Here is a 17,809-nt window from a genome sequence, read left to right as displayed (position 1 = left end):
GGCTCAGGCCGCCTTTGCATAGGCGGCAGGCGCGGCAAGCCGCCCGTCCGCGTCAAACAGATAGACGTGCGCCGGGTCCAGCCAGACCTGCACCCCCTGCCCCGGTGTCAGGTCATGCACCCCGCCGACCAGACCGACCCAGCGATCCGTGCCATGGCTGACGTGGATGAAGGTTTCCGATCCGGTGATTTCCGTCACCGCGAGTTTGCAGGCAAATTCCACAGCAGCCCCGGACGGGCGATGCAGCGCCAGATGATTGGCCCTGAACCCGGCCAGATAGCGACCATCAGGCAAAGCGGACATCGCTCCGTCCGCCGCAACGGAGGCACTTTCGCCAAAGCGGACCTGCCCGCCCGTCTTGACCGCCGGCACGAAGTTCATTGGCGGGTCCGAGAAGACTCTTGCGGTAGTTGCATCATGAGGATTTCTATACACCTTTGCGGTAGGTCCGAACTGCGTTACCCGGCCTTCCCAAAGCGTCGCGGTATGGCCACCCAGCAGCAGCGCCTCTTCCGGTTCAGTGGTCGCATAAACGAAGATCGCGCCCGAAGCCTCGAAGATCTTCGGGATTTCGACCCGCAACTCCTCGCGCAGTTTGTAATCGAGGTTCGCCAGCGGCTCGTCCAGCAGCACCAGCCCTGCCCCTTTCACCAACGCCCGCGCCAGCGCACAGCGTTGTTGCTGCCCGCCCGACAGCTCCAGTGGCTTGCGCTCCAGCATCGGGGTCAGGCGCAGCATCTCGGCTGTATGTCGCACGGCACGATCAATCTCGGCCGTGCTGCGGCGCAGGATACGCAGCGGCGAGGCGATGTTTTCATACACCGTCAGACCGGGGTAATTGATGAACTGCTGATAGACCATGGCAACGCCCCGGTCCTGCACCCGCAAGCCGGTCACGTCGCGGCCTTCCCACAGGATGCGTCCGGCACTTGGCTTATCCAGCCCGGCCATCAACCGCATCAGGCTGGTCTTGCCCGACAGCGTCGGCCCCAGCAGCACGTTCATCGTGCCGTTTCGCAATGTCATGCTGGTCGGGTGGATGTGATCCCGCCCGCCGACCACGCGCGACACGCCTTGCAGTTCCAACGTCATTCGATCTCCTCCACGATGCGCCTGCCCTCCTCTGGCTGACGCGCCGCCTATTCCGCTGCGGGACTGGCCATCCGGCCGGTCGATGTTGCACCGCGCTCAGCCATGAAGCCCTCCAGCGCGGCAATCTGTTCCGGGGTCATGTGCAGCCCGAGCTTGGTACGCCGCCACAGGATATCCTCGGCGCTGCGGGCAAATTCCTTTTCGACCAGCCAGTTCACTTCTGCCGCGGTCAGCCCGGCCCCAAACGGCTGCCCCAGTTCAGCGAGGCTTTTTGCCCCGCCCAGAACATCGAACACATCTGTTCCATAGGTGCGTACAAGACGAAGGCTGTCTCGGGCGTCGAGAAACGGATATTCCGCGATCAGACGGTTTTGCAGGGCACCGACGCCGTCATGCGGGAAATCCCCGCCCGGCAGCGGAATGCGGGCTGTCCACGGCCCTTTCGCCTTGGGGAAATAAGGCGAGAGTTTCGCAAGCGCACTTTCCGCAAGCCGCCGGTAGGTCGTGATCTTGCCCCCGAACACATTGAGCAATGGTGCCCCGTCGGCATGCAGGCTCAGCACATAGTCGCGCGTCGCGGCTGTCGCGGATTTCGCCCCGTCATTGTAAAGCGGTCGCACCCCCGAATAGGTCCAGACCACATCATCGGGCGTCACCGGCCGGGCGAAATACTGGCTCGCGAAGGCGCACAGATAATCCCGCTCTGCCTCGGAACAACGCGCCTCCCCCGGCGCGCCGTGATGATCCTGGTCGGTGGTTCCGATCAGGGTGAAGTCCTGCTCATAAGGAATGGCGAAGATGATCCGCCCGTCACCGCCCTGAAAGAAATAGCAGCGATCATGGTCATACAGCCGCCTCGTCACGATATGGCTGCCACGCACCAGTCGGACGCCTTCGGTCGAAGGCACGCGGGCAACATTGCGGATCACATCCTCAACCCACGGCCCGCCCGCATTGACCAGCGCGCGCGCCTGATGGATTTGCGGGCCATGCACCCCGTCGGTTTCAACCCGCCACAGGTCACCCACGCGTAAGGCAGAAACGACCCGCGTGCCCACCATGATCCGGGCGCCCCGATCTGCCGCATCACGCGCATTCAGCGAGACCAGACGGGAGTCCTGCACCCAGCAATCAGAATATTCATAGGCCAACCGGAACCCCGGCCGCAGCGGCTTGCCCGCCTCGTCCTGCGTCAGATTCAGGCGGCGCGTGCCCGGCAAAATCTGCCGCCCCCCCAACGTGTCATAGAGGAACAGCCCCAGCCGGATCAGCCAGGCCGGACGGCGCCCCTTCAGCCAGGGCATGACCACGGACAACAGACGGGAGGTCGGAGTGCTTCCCTCAAACCGCATCTCGGGTGAGATTGGCAGCACGAACCGCATCGGCCAGCTGATATGCGGCATCGCAACCAGCAGCGTCTCACGTTCCTCCAGAGCCTCGCGCACCAGACGAAACTCGAAATATTCCAGATACCGCAACCCGCCGTGAAACATCTTGGTGGAGGCGGATGACGTTGCCTGCGCCAGATCGCCCTGTTCAGCAAGCGTGACAGACAGACCCCGCCCGGCGGCGTCGCGGGCAATGCCACAGCCGTTGATGCCGCCGCCAATGACGAACAGATCGGTTATCGCTGGCGAGCCGGTTACAGGCACGTCGCCCTCCGTTGGCAGGTCATCTTGATGTGTTCAAGGAGTAGCCAGTTTGCGCTATCGGTCAAGCGATTATTTTCGGTTTTCATCTTTTTCAGAGGAAACACCGCTGGAAACGTTCGATTCAGGGCTAAATTGAGCCTGATTCATGCTGTGGCGCAGAAATTTTGACTCAATACGAACATTGATGCGGAATTTCGAAAGGGAATGAACGTGCATGAGCTGGCATTGAATGATCGAAGGGTTCCACATGGACGTTGAGGCAGGCAGGGGCACTTCGATCTGATCACCGCCATTGGCGCGTGTTGCAGCGGAGGACAGGTTTCCTCAGCAGGCATATTGTTGTCCGCGGACAATTCTCTGATGCTCTCCGCGCTTGCGAAGTTTCTCCAGTAATTGCCAGGGACAGAACGTTTCGCTCCGGGCGCCCAGCATTACCGACCTGAAATATGCACCGAGCTGATGAATGCGATCCTGCATTTCCAGTAAAAGCCAGATCGTCAGGGCTACTTCCATGGCTCCTCGCTTGTCTTCGGCACGTTCGTAGCATTGACGTTCAATGCCCATCATTGGAGCCATCTGTCTTGCATGTGAGGTGATGTCCGCTGCGTTACGAATTGAGGTCTGAAGGAAGGAGGCCGCTTGTGGGCAGATCTGAGTGATTTCTGACAGTACGGAGGTGTCAGGCTCAGTTTCCGCTGCCTTCTTATCAATAAGTTCTTTTTTTGAACTATGATGGTGGCGGACATTTTGGCCGTTGCTGGCGGACAGTTCTTCTGCCGGTTCTTCGCTTTCTGCCTGCAAAGTTTCAGCAGACAGAAGTGACAGCCAATGCCCCAGTTCTTCGGCAGACGGTTTGCGGCGCAGGACGCGCCTGGCGTCTTCCAGCAGAGGGGTCTCACCTTGCTTGGCGAGGCATGAGGCGATGGTCGACCGAAGCTTCGTGCGAAGGTAATCCAGATGGGCCTGTTGATCGGCTACCTGCCTTGCGAGGCTGCAAAGCCGCTCATAGGCATTGAAAAGAGGCGAGAGGTCCAGGCCGAAGCGCAGGACCGTGCCCATCTCGGGGTCGTGCTTGCAGTATCGCTTGCCGTTCGGACTGTCGATCCGCAGGAGGAAGCCCGCTTCGATCAGTTCAGCGAAGTGCCGTCGCAACGTGCGATCAGACACGCCGTTGCGGCGCAGTGCCAAGGTGGCATTTGAGGCGAAGACCCGGTTGTGATTGCGCTTGGGCGGCAAGCAGGACAACAGCGTATCCAGCGTCGCAATGACAGGGGGGCGCAGGCCAAGAGCCGGCGCTGCGCGCCGCAGCGCCTCGATCATGGCAAAGCGGTCGGGGATAGGATTGTCCGCGGACAATGAAGAATCGGCCTGCGACCGGATCGGTGCAGAGGCATGTCTGAAAGCCATGGCATTTCACGGCAAACCCAGGGTGAGTGCCCTGATCAATGGCCGAGCATTTTGCCAGAAACAGGCAAAATTCCATCAATCAGCCGAATCGGCTGTCTTGACTGGAGCGGAGAAGCTGGTAAATCTGTGGGTGCTAAGCAACAGATTGGGCTCTCCGAGGGTGACCTTGGGGGGCTCTTTCTTTTCCTGTGGCTGCGATGTGCTCCTTGTTGTTGTGTTGCTCGATATCGTCAGTCGCTGCGCTGTCCGGCTTTCCAAGTCCGGTACAGGCGCAGGATCTCGTGTTCGGCGTTTGCACGCATCCAGCTTGTGAATGCGGCGTCGCCCTGACCAAGGCGGATCGTGACCGAGCGCGGAGTGGCCTTCACCTCTGCAATTGTCGCGCCGGTGGCGTCTTTTACCGTGAGGCCGGGCGAGGCAGGAGCTGGTTGCGCCGCTGGTGTGGTTGCTCTGGTCGCTGCGGACTGAAGCTGCGCAAAGCGGTCGTCAGAGGGCAGGGCGGCGGCCGCAGGTGGAAGGGCCTGCACCAGATCCACAAGATCCAGCCCGTGATCCCGCGCGGCATCGGCCAGCTCTTCCCAGCGGCGGCGACCGATCCCGTGGGCGGGGCCAACGAAACGGATGACCTCGCCCGGAATGGTGCGCGCCACTTTCGTCATGCGTGACAGCATAGGTTTGTCGATGGCAAGTGCGTCCAGAATCACCGCAGGCTCATAGCCGTTTTCGGCCAGTTCAGAGACGAAAACCGCCTTTTCGATGAAGCTCGGATCGACCCGAAGGCTGTTTTCCTGACCTTGCGCAAGAATGGCCTGTTCATCGGTCAATGACCGGATCAGGGCCTTCGCAGGCAGTCCGGCCAGTTTCAGCGCTTGCAACCGGCGACGGCCATAGACGATGCGATAGCGTCCGGGCGCCTCGGCCAGCGGGCGCACCATGATCGGCACCTGTTGTCCGTGCAGCCGGATGCTTTCAGCCAGCTCAGCGACATCCGAATCCGTGATCGCAAGGCGGTCGCGGGGGCCATCATCCTCGATCAATGCGGGATCAAGCTCCCGGATCGCATTGGAGGACAGGTCGCGCAGGGTCGATTTCACCCCGGACATCGGCCCGGTATTCGGGAAACGTGGGCGCGATTCCGCAGGAACAGTCTCTGTTTGCGGGGCGGGCGGCGGGGGAGGTTGAAAGATGTTGCGGCGCGCCATCAGCTGTTCCTCCGACCCCAGGCCTGCTGGATCACCGCCTCAAACTCGTCTGCGACCCCATTCACGCTTTCCAGAATGCGATCCAGCGTCTTGCGGACGACCTGATTGGGGTCCAGCTCGTAAATCGTCTGTTGCGTCATCCCCGCATCGGAAATCGCGGTGGATTTGAGCATCGGCGTATTCAGCACCTGCTCCAGCAGGATCGAACGCAGAAAGCCCGCCATCTGCGCCTGTGGCACATCGGTCGGCTCGTACCGGGCGATGAGGAATTTGAGAAACTTCCAATCGGTCGGTCCCATGGATTCCTCCAGCGTTCTGACAGTTTCACCTGCCATTTCAAGGAATTGCGCCATAGAGGCGACATCCAGCATGCTGGGCACCACTGTAATCAGCAGGCCGGTAGAGGCCAGCAGCGAAGACATGGTGGTAAAGCCAAGTTGCGGCGGGCAGTCGATGATCACCAGATCATAGGCGTTCTCGACCTCGCTGAGCGCGATGGCCAGCCGCTGCGTGAACGGCGGCTCGATCCGGTGTTGCAAGGCATAGGCGGTTTCGGTCTCGTATTCCGAAAGCAGCAGCCCGGCCGGCGCAAGGTCGAGATTGTGGAAATAGGTCTTGCGGATGATCTGGCTCAGCGGCACCGGGTCTTCATAGCGCAAGGCATCATAAACAGTCCCTGCTTCCGCGAATTCGATCTCGGGGCGGTAGCCGAACATGGTGGTCAAACTGGCCTGCGGGTCCATGTCGATGGCCAGAACCCGATAGCCGCGCAGGGCATAGCGCTGCGCCAGATGGATCGCGGTCGTGGTCTTGCTGGACCCGCCCTTGAAATTGACGATGGAAATGACCTGCAAACCATCGCCTTCGCGCCGACCTGGGCGATAGGTCTCGCCATTGCGCCCCGTGCGGGCCATGACATCGCGGATCTGGTCGATCTCTTCCGCGGAATAGAGCCTGCGACCGCGGGAATCCGTCTCTACATCCGGGAAATCGCCCTCTTGGTGGCGCGTTCTCAGATTGGACATCGAGATGCCCGTCAGTTCCGATACTTCGGCGGGATGAAACTTGCGCAGCGTTTTGCGGCTTCCGGGGTGGAAGCTGTTCCGCATATGGTTGTTCAGCGCCTCGGAAAGCCGGGTGGCGTTGGCGCTGATCATGCCGGCAATGCTGCCGGGTTCGGGGAGTCTGTCGCTCGTCATCCTATCCTCGATGGTCTCTTTGCGGACCACTTTCTCTTTCGTCGCAGAAGGGCGTCAAAAACGAAACCATGCGACAACTGGAGTGATGGCACGCAACTTGTCACGCGGCAACAGAATTTTTCGTCGCTATGGCGCGCAGTCGTGTCAGGAAGTTCATCCTGTGGTCGAAATCATGCGGGTAAATAGCTGATATAACTTGAAAAAGTCAAACATCTCGCCCCACGCGCGGCCTCAGGGCCATCTGCTGCCAGACGTGCGGGTGTTGCTGAAAGATATCCACAAGAGTTATCCACAGGTGAGCGGGCCGGTCCTGTGGCGAATCCTGCGGGGATATTTTGTCGCGGCGGGACAAGAACGGCAACCGACGGATTCGGCGCGGATATCCGTATCATGCAAGGGCCGTCGACGGGCGGCGCATCGGAAGGCGGGACAGCATGCCGGATCAGGGCACAGAGGAAATCCAGCGGATGATCGCGGGGGCAGGGCGGCGCAATCGCGGGCGCTGGCTGCTGCTCCCCTTGCTGATCATCCTTTTGGCGGGGGTGCTATGGCTCTGGCGCAGTCCCGATTCAGGTGGAACAGTCTATGTGACCGAGCCTGTCCTGCGTGGCGACCTGACCGCCACGGTCACGGCGACCGGCACGGTGCAGCCGACCACCGAGGTCGAGGTATCGTCCGAACTGTCGGGAACGCTGCTGTCCGTCGATGTCGATTACAACGATGAGGTTTCGGTGGGACAGGTGCTGGCGCGGCTGGATGATACCAAGTTGCGGGCGCAGGTTGCCAATGCCGAGGCGGCGCTGGCTGCGGCGCGGGCCCAGCTCGTGCAGGCCGAAGCGACACAGCGCGAAACGGAAGAGCTTTATGAAACCCAGGCCGAGTTGCAGAAGCGCGGGGTGGTGAAGCACAGCGACTTCATCACCTATGAGGCGAACCGTGACCGTGCTCGCGCGGCGACGGAGGCGGCGCGGGCATCCCTGACACTGGCCGAGGCCAATCTGTCACTGCAACGCACCGATCTGGACAAGACCGCCATCCGCTCGCCAATTGCCGGGGTGGTGCTGAAGCGCGATGTTTCGGCCGGGCAGATCGTTGCCGCCTCGCTGTCGGCGCCGACGCTGTTCACTCTGGCAGAGGATCTGCGCCGCATGCAGGTGCTGGTGGATATCGACGAGGCCGATATTGGTGAAATCGCGGTGGGCAACGCGGCCAGCTTCACTGTCGATGCCTATTCGGGCCGCAGTTTCCCCGCGACGATCACCCAGGTTCGCTATGCGCCCGAAACCACGGATGATGTGGTGACCTACAAGGGCGTGCTGGCGGTGGACAACGCCGATCTGACCCTGCGCCCCGGCATGACGGCGACTGCGACCATCGTGGTGACCGAGGCAAAGGGTGTAATCCAGGTGCCGAACGCCGCGCTGCGTTATGCGCCGCCGCAGATAGCGGAAGATACGGGCGGCGGCGGGGCAGGGGGGCTGATCGGTTTGATCATGCCCGCGCCTTCGGGCACTCAAAGCGGGGTTGCCAGTGGCAAGACGGTCTGGGTGTTGCGGGCGGGTGTGCCGGTCGAGGTACAGGTGATCCCCGGCGCTTCCGACGGCAGGCGCACCGTCATCACCTCGGGCGAGCTTGCCGAGGGTGATCAGGTCATCACCGATCAGCACGAAGCGCCCAAATGACCGCGCCGCTGATCGAATTGCGCGGCATTACCCGTCTCTATGGGAGCGGCGAGGCGCTGGTGCGGGCGCTGGACGGGGTGGACCTGACCATCAGCCGCGGCGAGTTCGTCGCCATCATGGGGCCGTCCGGGTCCGGCAAGTCGACCGCGATGAACATCATCGGTTGCCTCGACCGGCCGAGTTCCGGCAACTACCTGTTCAACGGTGTCGAGGTCGCGACGCTGGATCAGGATCAGCGCGCGCTTCTGCGCCGTCACTACCTCGGCTTCGTGTTTCAGGGCTTCAATCTGCTGCCGCGCACCACGGCGCTGGAAAATGTGGAACTGCCGCTGATCTACAAGGGCCAGCCCAAGGCAGAGCGGGTGGCGCGCGCGCGGCAGGCACTGGCCCGTGTCGGGCTGGACGGGCGAGAAGATCACACCCCCGCGCAGCTGTCCGGGGGCCAGCAACAGCGCGTGGCCATCGCGCGTGCGCTGGCGGGCGAGCCGATGGTGATGCTGGCGGATGAACCGACCGGCAACCTCGATACCCGCCGCAGCGTCGAGATCATGGAGCTGCTGCAACAGCTCAACCGCGATGCCGGGCTGACCATTGTCATGGTGACACACGAGGAAGACATGGCCGCCTATGCCGGGCGGCTGGTGGTTTTTACAGATGGCAAGGTAGTGCGCGATGTGCCGACCCGCGCAAAGGGGACGTAATGCTGCTTGAAACCATTCGTCTCGCGCTGACCGCCATCATCCGCAATGCGCTGCGGTCCTTCCTGACCGTGCTGGGTGTCGTGATCGGCGTTGCGGCGGTCATCGCCATGGTCACGGTGGGGCAGGGATCGTCAGAGCAGGTTTCGGCCAATGTCGAGGCGCTTGGCACCAACATGCTGATCCTCCGCCCCGGCACCCGCATGATGGGGCCGGGCGCCCGCAATACCGCGCCCGCTTTCCGGCTGGCCGATATTCAGGCGCTTCAGGATCTCGACAGTCTGTCGTCAGTGGCGCCCGTCGTCTCGACCTCGGAGACCGCCGTTTTCGGCAATACCAACCGTACCACCAGCGTGACGGGAACGACCTCGGCCTATCTTGACATCGGCGGCTGGCAGATCGCGCGCGGGCGGGGCTTCACGCCGGCCGAGGACCGCAGCGGGGCCAATGTGTGTATCATTGGCGAGACGGTACGCACCGCACTGTTCGGCGCGACAGATCCGACGGGCGAGAAAATCCGCATCAAGGCGATTTCCTGCGAGGTGATCGGGCTGCTGGTGGCCAAGGGCGCGGGTTCCTTCGGGCAGGATCAGGACGATATGGTCATCATGCCTGTGCGGACGGTGCAGCGCCGTTTGCTGGGCAGTCAGGATGTGGCCTCCGTCATGGTACAGGTTGCGCCGGGCCGGTCCAGCGAACGTGCGATGTCGGATATCCAGACCCTGATGCGCGACCGGCGGCATATCGCGCCGGGGCAGGAGGATAATTTCGCGGTCAATGATATGAAGGAACTGGCCTCGATGCTCAATTCCGTCAATTCCGTGCTGACGGGGCTTCTGTCCTCGGTCGCGGCGGTCAGCCTGCTGGTCGGCGGAATAGGAATCATGAACATCATGCTCGTCTCCGTCACCGAACGGACTCGCGAAATCGGCATCCGTCTTTCGGTTGGTGCGCAGGCCAGCCAGGTGCTGATGCAGTTTCTGGTGGAGGCGGTCGTGCTTTCGGTGCTGGGCGGGATTGTTGGTATTCTGGCCGGTCTGGGGCTGGCCTTCGTAGCGGCGCAGATCATGGCGATCCCGTTTTCTCCCAGCCCCGGAGTTGTGGCCCTTGCCTTCGGGTTTTCGGCGGTGGTCGGGATGGTGTTCGGCTATTTTCCGGCCCGCGCCGCGGCGCGGCTCGACCCGATCGAGGCCCTGCGACACCAATAGCCGCAGGGCCGCTCCGGGTTCGGCTTACCCGCCGCTCTGCTGCCAGGCCTGGGCCAGTCGGTCTTTCAGCCGGGCATGGAACAGCCGGTCTCCGATGATGTGCAGGTGATTGGTGCCGGACACGATCTCGGAGGCTGTGGCGCGCGGCGACAGGCGCCGCCAGTCCACGAGATTGAGCCCGCGGCTGAGGCTGTCCCCCGCGCTGAACGAGGCGACAGGCACGTCCAGCGCGGCCAGCTGGTGCCTGCGAAACACCAGCGCATTGTCGATCAGCACCCAGAACGTATGTTCGCGGCTGGACACTTCCGGCCCGTCGAAGGGCAGGGGGTCCGCCTCGTTGCCGATGAAGCGCAGAAACTGGTCAAAGCATTCGGCATCCATAAGCCCGATCAGCCGGTCCCATTCCGGCCGCATCCGGGTGCGGGCCAGCCAGGCGTCAAGCTCGGCTTTCAGCCGCGCGCGTTCGCCGGGGGCGAACTGCGGGGCGGCGCCGGGCGCGAAGTCGGTGCCCAGATCGCAGACATCGACCTGTGCGACCAGCCTCAGGTCGATCTCGTCCTGCAACTGCCGCGCTGCCTCCCAGGCCAGAAGCCCGCCCCACGACCAGCCCAGAAAGGCGCAAGGGCCGCCGCGCGCCTCGGCCCGGATATGGGCAACGTAATCTGCCACCACCGCCTCGACCGAAACATTCAGCGCCTTCTGCTCGTTCAGCGAATGGCACAGGAAGCCGGTGACGGGCTGGTCCGGCCCAAGGTAATCGGTCAGCCGTTGATATTCGCGGGTCGAGACCAGCAATCCGGGGAAGCAATACAGCCGGGGCAGGGTGCCGGTGGCGCGCAGGGCAATGGCGCTGCGCCCTGTGGCATTTCCCGCGTCTATCCGGCCAGAAAGTGCGCGGACCGTCGGGGCGTCGAACAGGTCGGCCACCGTCAGCGCCACACCGGGCCACAGCCCGCGCAGCCGGGCCAGAACCTTCAGCGCCACCAGAGACCGCCCGCCCATAGCAAAGAAATCATCGGTCACTCCGATCCCGTCATGCCCGATCTCGGCCCGCCAGACGGACAGCATCCGGGCTTCGGTGTCTGTCGCCGGGGTCACGCCTTCCGCTTTCCGCTGCACCCGGCCCGGCAGAGGCAGGGCGGCCCGATCCAGCTTGGCATTCGGATTGGTTGGCATCCTGTCCAGTACCACCACCGCCTGCGGCAGCATGTGGCGCGGCAACCGGCTCTCCAGCGCGGCCAGCAGATCCTCGCCTGCTACGGTTGCGGGCGCGACGACATAGCCGATCAGCCGCTTCCCGCCCTCCTCCTCGCGCAGCAGCACAAGGGCCTCGCTGACGCCTGGCTCGGCCAGAAGCGCGGCCTCGATCTCGCCGGGTTCGATCCGGTAGCCATTCAGCTTTACCTGAAGATCGACCCGGCCAAGGAATTCGATGGTGCCATCCTCACGCCAGCGCCCCAGATCGCCGGAACGGTAAAGCCGCGCGCCCGCAGGCCCGCCAAGTCGCGGCCCGAAAGGATCGGGAACAAACCGGTCTGCGGTGGTTCCGGGCCGCCCGACATAGCCCCGCGCCACGCCCGAGCCGCCCAGATGGATCTCGCCCACCACGCCGATGGGGCAGGGCATCATGTCTGGGTCCAGCACATAGGCCCGGCGGTCGCCTACCGCCCGACCCAGCGGGGCATAGGCCCCGTCGAACCGCGTGCCCGCCGCAACCTTCCAAACCATCGGCGTCATGATGGTTTCGGTCGGGCCATAGCCGTTGATGAGCGTCCGGGCCTTCAGCGCGCGGCTCAGCAGGTCGAAGGTGCTTTGGGCCAGCCCCTCGCCGCCAAAGGAATAAAGCCGCATCGGTGGTACCTCTCCCGTCGTTTCGGCCCATTCGGCAAGCTGTTGCAGATAGGTGGTCGGGATAGAGGCATTGTTGCAGCCGTGTTCCCGCATCGCCGCCAGGGTCTGCTCCGGCGTCCACAGTGGCCCGTCGGGGATCACGACGGAACCGCCCATCATAAGCGGCACCATCCAGCGTTCATGCCCGCCATCGGACGAAAACGGCAGGAAGGGCAGTTCGCGGCTCTCCGCGCTCATCTCATAGACGCGGGCGGTGGTCTGGTTGTGCAGGCTCAGCGGCCCGTGTTCGACCGCCACCCCCTTTGGCTTGCCTGTCGAGCCGGAGGTGTACATCACATAGGCAAGCTGGTCGGGATGGATCGTGACTGCCGGATCGGTGTCAGGGAAATCCCCGTGCGGCAGGTCATCAAGGCACAGCACATGCGCCGCAAGCCCGGCAGGCAGCCGATCCCGGTAACGGCGGCGGGTCAGGACGACGCGAACCCCCGCATCGGTCAGAATGTGATGGTTGCGGCTGGCGGGGTGATCCGGCTCGACCGGAATATAGGCGCCGCCAGCCTTCAGCGTGGCAAGGATCGCGATCACCGCTTCGGCGCCGCGCTCGACGAGAATGGCCACCGGCACCTCGGCGCCCACGCCCAGCGTGATCAGCCGATGTGCCAGCCGGTTCGCCCCCCGGTTCATGGCATCGTGGCTCAGCCGGTCCGGCCCGCAGATGATGGCCAGCTTGTCGGGCGTCTGTGCGGCATGGGCCGCGATGATTTCATGCGTGGCGCGCGGATCGGCCGGGGTGTCATCAGGATAAGGGGCCGACAGACCGGCCAGTTCCGTATCGCTGAGCAGGGGAAAAAGAGCCAGCGGGCGCTGCGGATCGGTCAGCACCGCAGCCAGCAGGCGGTCGTGGTGTTCAAGCAACCGCGCGATCAGCGCCGGTTCATGCAGCCCTTCTGAATGATCTGCGCTGAGCGTTACCTGCCCGTCTGCCGCCACTTCGGCCAGAACCACGCATTCACCCTGTGAGGCGGGCCGGGGGCGGGTGATCCGGGTCACACCGTCCGGCAGCGGATTGGCCGGCCATATATGCAGCGTCAGCGCACCCAGCGGATGCCGGTCTGCCCCGGCATGGCGCAGCATGTCCTGTACCAGAAGCTCCGAGGGCAGGGCGTCGGCCCGCGCCTCGTCGATAGCCGCCGCGATCCGGTCACTGAAAGCGGCAAAGCCTTCGCCCGGATCGTAGCTGACCAGCAGTGGCAACAGATCCTCCCCCCGCCGCGCAGGATCGGGCGAGGGCTGCCCGAGTGCGAACCGTAGCCTGTCCTGTCCGCAGTAGCGGGCCAGCAGGGCTGCAAACCCGGTGGCCAGGATATGTTCTGCCTCTGCCGGGGGCAGAGGGATCGAAAGGGGGTGCGTGGTCAGCAACCGCACTCTGCCTTCCGACCCGCCATGGCGCTGCGGCAGCCGGGCGAGGGCATGGCCCTGGCCCAGCCGGTCCCGCCAGCGCTGCATCTTTGCCCGGGGTGCGCTTTCCGGCATCTGCGCGCCCAGCAACAGCGGTGTCGGGCTTTGTCCGGCAAGGGCTGCAAACAGCGTCCGCTCCATCGCGGCCAGCGTCGCCGCATCGCCAAGGATCGGATGCAGGGCGATGGCCAGCGCATGTGTCCCGCCAAAGCCCGGAACAAGATCGACCGTGGCCAGCGGCCCCGCGTCCAGCGCAAGGTGCCGGTTGGCCAGCAATGCAACGGCACGGGCTGCCGGGTCGGTGGCGGGGCCGTGCCGCCGCAGCTCGGTGCGGGGACGGGCGGCTTGCAGACGCAACACCTCGCCGCCCGGCCGGCGCAGCAACTCTGCGCTGAAGGCCGGATGCGCGGCAATCATCGCTTCGGCCGCCATCGTCAGGGTCGCTCCGCCGAAACGGGCAGGAAAGTGCAATACCAGATCGGGCCGCGCGAAGGGGCCAAGCTCACCCACCTGATCATGGGCAAGGATCTGGCGCTCTTTTGCTGTCAGCGCAAATCCGTTCTGTGCGGGTGTGGGATGCAGGTCGTTCATGCGTCCATCACCTTCCGCAGCGCAACCGGGCGCGGATCGGCCCAGAGGGTTTCGATCTGCGCGAGGCAGGCATCGCGCGTCCCTTTGGCACCCTCCGCGATCCACCCTTCGGGCAGCGGAAGCAGGGCGGGCCAGACGGAATGGCGGCCCTCGCCATTGCGGACGATATGCCAGTCGCCACCGGCAGTCAGAGAACGGGTCATGCTACTCCCTCGTGCATCTCGGTCGCCTCAATGACGTGGGGCCGGGAGGATAATTCACATCTGCGGCAAATATTTTCGGCGCGAGGTGAATTTTCGCGCGGCTCTTCCGTCCTGACGATGAAACAGCTGTGAATGACCGATGACCGCGACAGACCTTGGCGCCCCTGACCTGACCCGAACGCTCTGGCGTTGCGGCCTGCCCGCGATGGCGGGACTTGCAATCAATGCGGTTCATCAGAGTGTGGATGGTGCCTATCTGGGCCATTTGGGCACCGGGGCACTGGCCGCGGTGAGCCTTGTGCTGCCGCTCACCGGGGTGACGGCGGCACTTGGTGTCGGGCTGGGGGCGGGCACCGCGACCGCCATCGCGCGGCGCCTTGGTGCAGGGCGGCAGGAGGAGGCCGGGCAAATTGCCTCTGCCGCCATGGGCCTCTGTCTGGGATTGGCGCTGCTGGCGGCGGTTGTGCTGTTTCTGGCGCGGGGGCCATTGCTGACCCTGCTGGGGACAGAGGCCGACCTTAGGCCGCAGGCAGACATCTATCTGCGGCTGATGGCGGTTTCCGCCGGGCTGGGCACAGTGCAGATCCTGTGTGATTTCATTGCGATTGGCGAGGGCAACGCGCGCTTCAGCCTGCAGAGCCTGATCCTGTGTTTCGGCCTGAACCTCGGGCTTGATCCGTTGCTGATCTTCGGCGCGGGCTGGGGGGTGGCAGGCGCGGCCCTTGCCACGATCATCGCGCAGCTTGTGACGCTGGGTGTATACCTTTGGTATTTCCACACGTGGCGCGGGTCGGTGCGCCTGCATCTGCCTTCTTCCGCATGGCGCCGGATCGGCCCCGTCCTTCGGGTCGGCGCGCCCGAGGCACTGGCACTGCTTGCCACCACCGGCGCGACCTTGCTGCTCTATCGCCTCGCCGCGATGGAGGCCGGGGTGGAGGGGCTTGCCGCGTTGGGTATGGTGCTGCGGTTGCTGACACTGGCGGTTCTGCCGGTCGAGGGGTTTTGTCTGGGGGCGCAGGCCGTGCTGGCCCATGCCGCCGGGCGGGGCGATACCGGGCGGCTGGCACGGGCGGTCTGGCGTCTGGCTGCGGTGACGGCGGGGGCCACCGCCGTTGCGGCGGTTCTGCTGGTGCTGGTGCCCGATCTGGCGCTGCGGGCTTTCGCCGCCACGCCGGAAACGGCGGCGCTGGCGCGGCCTGCCTTGCTGCTGCTTCTGCCGGCCCTGCCGCTGATGGCGCTGCGGGCGGTGGCGCAGGTCTTGCTGCAAGCGACCGAACGCGCCGGAACCGCGCTGGCGCTTGGTCTCGCCACCTGGGGCTGGCTTCTGCTTCCGCTGCTCGCCGTGCTGGTCCCGCAGCACGGCTTCCTTGCCCTGCCATTGTCGCTTTCCTTAGCTGCCGGGCTTGCCGGTCTGGCGGCGCTTGTTCTTCTTTGGCGCGCGACCCGCGTGCCCCTGACCGGAGCCCCCGCATGACCCATCTGCCGCCCCTATCACCCGACCTGACCCAAGCCCTGCTTGCCGCCGCCGCCCAGCCGCATCACGCCACATCGGTGCCGATCTTCCAGACCTCCTCTTTTCTTTTCGACCGCTACGAGGAGATGGCGGCGGTTTTCGACGGCAGTTCTGACAGGTTCATCTACACTCGCGGCAACAACCCGACCGTGGCAGAGCTGGAGCGCCTGATCGCCGGGCTGGAGGGCACCGAAGCCGCACGAGGCTTCGCCTCGGGCATGGCCGCGATTGCGGCGGCGGTGATGCCTTTCGTACAGTCGGGCGACCGGGTTGTCGCGGTGGAAAACCTTTATTCCGATGCGTTCCGGCTGTTCGAGGTGGTGCTGAAGAAATTCGGTGTCACCACCACCTATGTGGATGGCAGCGACAGCGCGGCGGTGATCGCCGCCCTGCCGGGCGCGAAACTGCTCTACCTTGAAAGCCCGACAAGCTGGACCTTTACCCTGCAAGACCTGCCCGTGATCGCCCGTGCCGCGCGGGCGGAAGGTGTGATCTCGGTCATCGACAATTCCTGGGCCACGCCGCTGTACCAGCGCCCGGCCGAGGCGGGGATCGACCTCGTGATCCATGCCGCCTCCAAATACCTTGCCGGGCACAGTGACACGATTGCCGGGCTGGTGGCCGGGCCGAAGCATCTGATCGCGCGCATCAATCACGAAGCCTACCACTACCTTGGCGGCAAGATGTCGCCTTTCGATGCCTGGCTCGTCCTGCGCGGGATGCGCAGCCTGCATCTGCGCATGGCCCGGCATATGGAAAACGGCCTTGCGCTGGGGCGGGCGCTGTCTGACCACCCCGAGGTGACTGCCCTGCGGCACCCGGCTTTCCATCCCCATCCGGGGCGGGCCGGGTTGTCGGGGTTCGGCGCGCTGTTCGCCTTCGATCTGGCCGAAACTATCGACATCCCCCGTTTTGCCAATGCGCTGCGACTGACGAAGATCGGCGTCAGCTGGGGCGGGCCGGAAAGCCTGATCATCCCGGCTAAGGCCGCGCTGGAGCTGGCGGGCAGCGCCAATTCCTTCCGGCGCTTCGGGGTCAGCGGGCGGTCGATCCGTTTTGCGGCAGGGTTGGAGGAGACCGGGGCGCTTGTCGCCGATGTGCTGGCAGCCATCGACGAGGCGCGGCTGTGATCCCGGTGGCCGAGGGCCTGGCGCAATGCGGCGGCGCCCGCTGGTTCGATCTGGCCGACCGCGTGACCGGCGTCGTACGGCGGGTGTTCCTTTGGGTGCCTCCGGGCGAGGCTCCGGCGGAGGGTTGGCCTTCGCTTTTGATGACGGATGGCAATGCGGTGATCGGCACGGCGGTCGATGCGATGCGGGCGCAAGCCTTCTATCCGACCGGCACCAATCTGGGCTGGGGCGTGCTGATCGCGGTCGGCTATCCCACCGATGACGCCTATGACCCGTTTCGCCGCAGCTGGGATCTGGGGCCGCCGCCCGGCGCCAGCTATCCGCCCTTCTGGCCCGATACGCCGGAGGTCAGAACCGGCGGCGGGGCCGAGATGGCGCGCTTTCTCCTGGAGGATCTGCGCGATTTCCTTTCAACCCGCGTGGCACTTGATCCGGCGCACGCCGGGCTGTTCGGCCATTCCTTCGGCGGGCTTTTCGCGCTTTGGCTGCTGTTCACCCGACCGGATGCCTTCACCCACTGGATCGCGGCCAGCCCGGCCATCACCTGGGAAAACAGCTTCCTGCTGACGCACCGCGACGGGTTCGATCCCGCCGGACGACGGTTGGTGGTGCTTCTGTCAGCGGGCGAATGGGAAGGCGATGATCTGGCGCCGTTCCAGCGTGCGGCACCGGATGCCGAAAGGCGGCTGGCGGAAAAGGCGACAACCCGCACCATCGCGGCCGCGCAGGAGATGGCCGCTCATCTTGCCGCTTTGGGTCTGGCTGTCCGCTATGAAACTTATGCAGGTGAAACCCATATGTCTGTTCTGCCGGTGGCGGTGAACCGGGCGCTGCACTGCGTCTTTGCGCTGGGGGCACCGCAATGAAAATCGGCTCGCGGGGTGAATATCCCCCGGCGTCGCGCGTCACAGGGGTATGACCCC

Annotated in this window: 13 protein-coding genes; 6 read left to right on the top strand and 7 right to left on the bottom strand. The window is 64.4% G+C overall.

The window, feature by feature from the left end; translation table 11 throughout:
* Positions 1–3: 3 nt before the first annotated feature.
* The 5 genes from C8N34_RS12620 to repA form a co-directional block, all read right to left on the bottom strand.
* Positions 4–1,092 (bottom strand): ABC transporter ATP-binding protein, encoded by a 1,089-nt coding sequence (locus C8N34_RS12620; RefSeq protein ID WP_108129140.1) that lies wholly within the window; start codon positions 1,090–1,092, stop codon positions 4–6.
* A gap of 47 nt (positions 1,093–1,139) precedes the next feature.
* Entirely contained in the window at positions 1,140–2,744 is a 1,605-nt protein-coding gene (glpD, locus tag C8N34_RS12615; RefSeq protein ID WP_108129139.1) for a glycerol-3-phosphate dehydrogenase, read from the bottom strand.
* 324 nt (positions 2,745–3,068) lie between these two features.
* On the bottom strand, positions 3,069–4,151 hold the full coding sequence (gene repC / locus C8N34_RS12610; RefSeq protein WP_242013798.1) for a plasmid replication protein RepC: 1,083 nt from the start codon (positions 4,149–4,151) through the stop codon (positions 3,069–3,071).
* Positions 4,152–4,381: 230 nt separating this feature from the next.
* Positions 4,382–5,353: a plasmid partitioning protein RepB gene (gene repB, locus C8N34_RS12605; RefSeq protein WP_108129138.1), complete on the bottom strand. Its 972-nt coding sequence runs from the start codon at positions 5,351–5,353 to the stop codon at positions 4,382–4,384.
* Entirely contained in the window at positions 5,353–6,552 is a 1,200-nt protein-coding gene (gene repA / locus C8N34_RS12600) for a plasmid partitioning protein RepA (RefSeq protein WP_054303018.1), read from the bottom strand. The genes repB and repA overlap by 1 nt, the downstream gene beginning before the upstream one ends.
* 434 nt (positions 6,553–6,986) lie before the next feature.
* Between repA and C8N34_RS12595 the strand changes: the two genes are divergently transcribed.
* From C8N34_RS12595 to C8N34_RS12585, 3 genes are read left to right on the top strand one after another with little or no spacing between them, the layout of a single operon-like run.
* Positions 6,987–8,234 carry an efflux RND transporter periplasmic adaptor subunit gene (locus C8N34_RS12595; protein WP_108129137.1) on the top strand — a complete coding sequence of 416 codons (1,248 nt, stop codon included), beginning with the start codon at positions 6,987–6,989 and terminating at the stop codon, positions 8,232–8,234.
* Positions 8,231–8,935, top strand: a complete 705-nt coding sequence (locus C8N34_RS12590) for an ABC transporter ATP-binding protein (RefSeq protein WP_054303016.1) — start codon at positions 8,231–8,233, stop codon at positions 8,933–8,935. Before C8N34_RS12595 ends, C8N34_RS12590 begins: the two co-directional genes overlap by 4 nt.
* Positions 8,935–10,140 (top strand): ABC transporter permease, encoded by a 1,206-nt coding sequence (locus tag C8N34_RS12585; RefSeq protein WP_108129136.1) that lies wholly within the window; start codon positions 8,935–8,937, stop codon positions 10,138–10,140. Before C8N34_RS12590 ends, C8N34_RS12585 begins: the two co-directional genes overlap by 1 nt.
* Before the next feature lie 24 nt (positions 10,141–10,164).
* Here C8N34_RS12585 and C8N34_RS12580 read toward each other — a convergent pair whose 3' ends face one another.
* Both C8N34_RS12580 and C8N34_RS12575 read right to left on the bottom strand, forming a co-directional pair.
* Positions 10,165–14,040: an amino acid adenylation domain-containing protein gene (locus tag C8N34_RS12580; protein ID WP_145693601.1), complete on the bottom strand. Its 3,876-nt coding sequence runs from the start codon at positions 14,038–14,040 to the stop codon at positions 10,165–10,167.
* Positions 14,037–14,243 (bottom strand): MbtH family protein, encoded by a 207-nt coding sequence (locus C8N34_RS12575; RefSeq protein WP_054303013.1) that lies wholly within the window; start codon positions 14,241–14,243, stop codon positions 14,037–14,039. Before C8N34_RS12575 ends, C8N34_RS12580 begins: the two co-directional genes overlap by 4 nt.
* 139 nt (positions 14,244–14,382) lie before the next feature.
* On the opposite strand from C8N34_RS12575, the gene C8N34_RS12570 reads away from it, so the two are divergent.
* The 3 genes from C8N34_RS12570 to C8N34_RS12560 are packed head-to-tail and all read left to right on the top strand — an operon-like array spanning position 14,383 to position 17,752.
* Positions 14,383–15,717 (top strand): MATE family efflux transporter, encoded by a 1,335-nt coding sequence (locus tag C8N34_RS12570; RefSeq protein WP_108129135.1) that lies wholly within the window; start codon positions 14,383–14,385, stop codon positions 15,715–15,717.
* A complete protein-coding gene (locus tag C8N34_RS12565) occupies positions 15,714–16,886 on the top strand; it encodes a PLP-dependent transferase (protein WP_108129134.1) in 1,173 nt (390 codons plus the stop codon). The genes C8N34_RS12570 and C8N34_RS12565 overlap by 4 nt, the downstream gene beginning before the upstream one ends.
* A complete protein-coding gene (locus C8N34_RS12560; RefSeq protein WP_054303010.1) occupies positions 16,883–17,752 on the top strand; it encodes an alpha/beta hydrolase in 870 nt (289 codons plus the stop codon). Before C8N34_RS12565 ends, C8N34_RS12560 begins: the two co-directional genes overlap by 4 nt.
* Positions 17,753–17,809 lie beyond the last annotated feature (57 nt).

The organism is Gemmobacter caeni, assembly GCF_003054195.1.
Classification (GTDB): Bacteria; Pseudomonadota; Alphaproteobacteria; order Rhodobacterales; family Rhodobacteraceae; genus Gemmobacter; species Gemmobacter caeni.
This window is presented reverse-complemented; position numbering and strand designations above follow the sequence as displayed.